Origin of the sequence: Pseudomonas sp. HY13-MNA-CIBAN-0226, from assembly GCF_040310305.1 — a bacterium.
GTDB classification, from domain to species: Bacteria; Pseudomonadota; Gammaproteobacteria; order Pseudomonadales; family Pseudomonadaceae; genus Aquipseudomonas; species Aquipseudomonas gregormendelii.
The window spans coordinates 1-240 of the sequence record NZ_JBEOPS010000589.1; the positions used below are offsets into that span (position 1 = coordinate 1).

General features: G+C 49.2%; 1 protein-coding gene. It reads left to right on the top strand.

Annotation, left to right across the window (positions count from 1 at the left end; translation table 11 throughout):
• On the top strand, positions 1–240 hold a 240-nt coding region (locus AAEZ05_RS30035), incomplete at both ends, for an outer membrane beta-barrel protein (RefSeq protein WP_350650304.1).

A 240-nucleotide genomic window follows, 5' to 3' on the forward strand; every position in this document is an offset into this window, starting at 1 on the left:
GTACTTACCGTTATCAGTTTCCAAACACAGGCCTCTATGCCAAAGGTAAACTCGGTGTCGCCAAAACTGAAGTAGAAGGTGACTATACTGCTGGTCCAGTGAGAGTGTCAAACTCTACAAGTGACACAGGTATCGCGGGCGGTGTCGGTCTAGGCTACTCAGTAAACCCTGACTTCGGTATCGAAGCTGAATACGCGATGATGGACAGCGATGTTGATGCCAAGTTGCTAACCGTTGGTG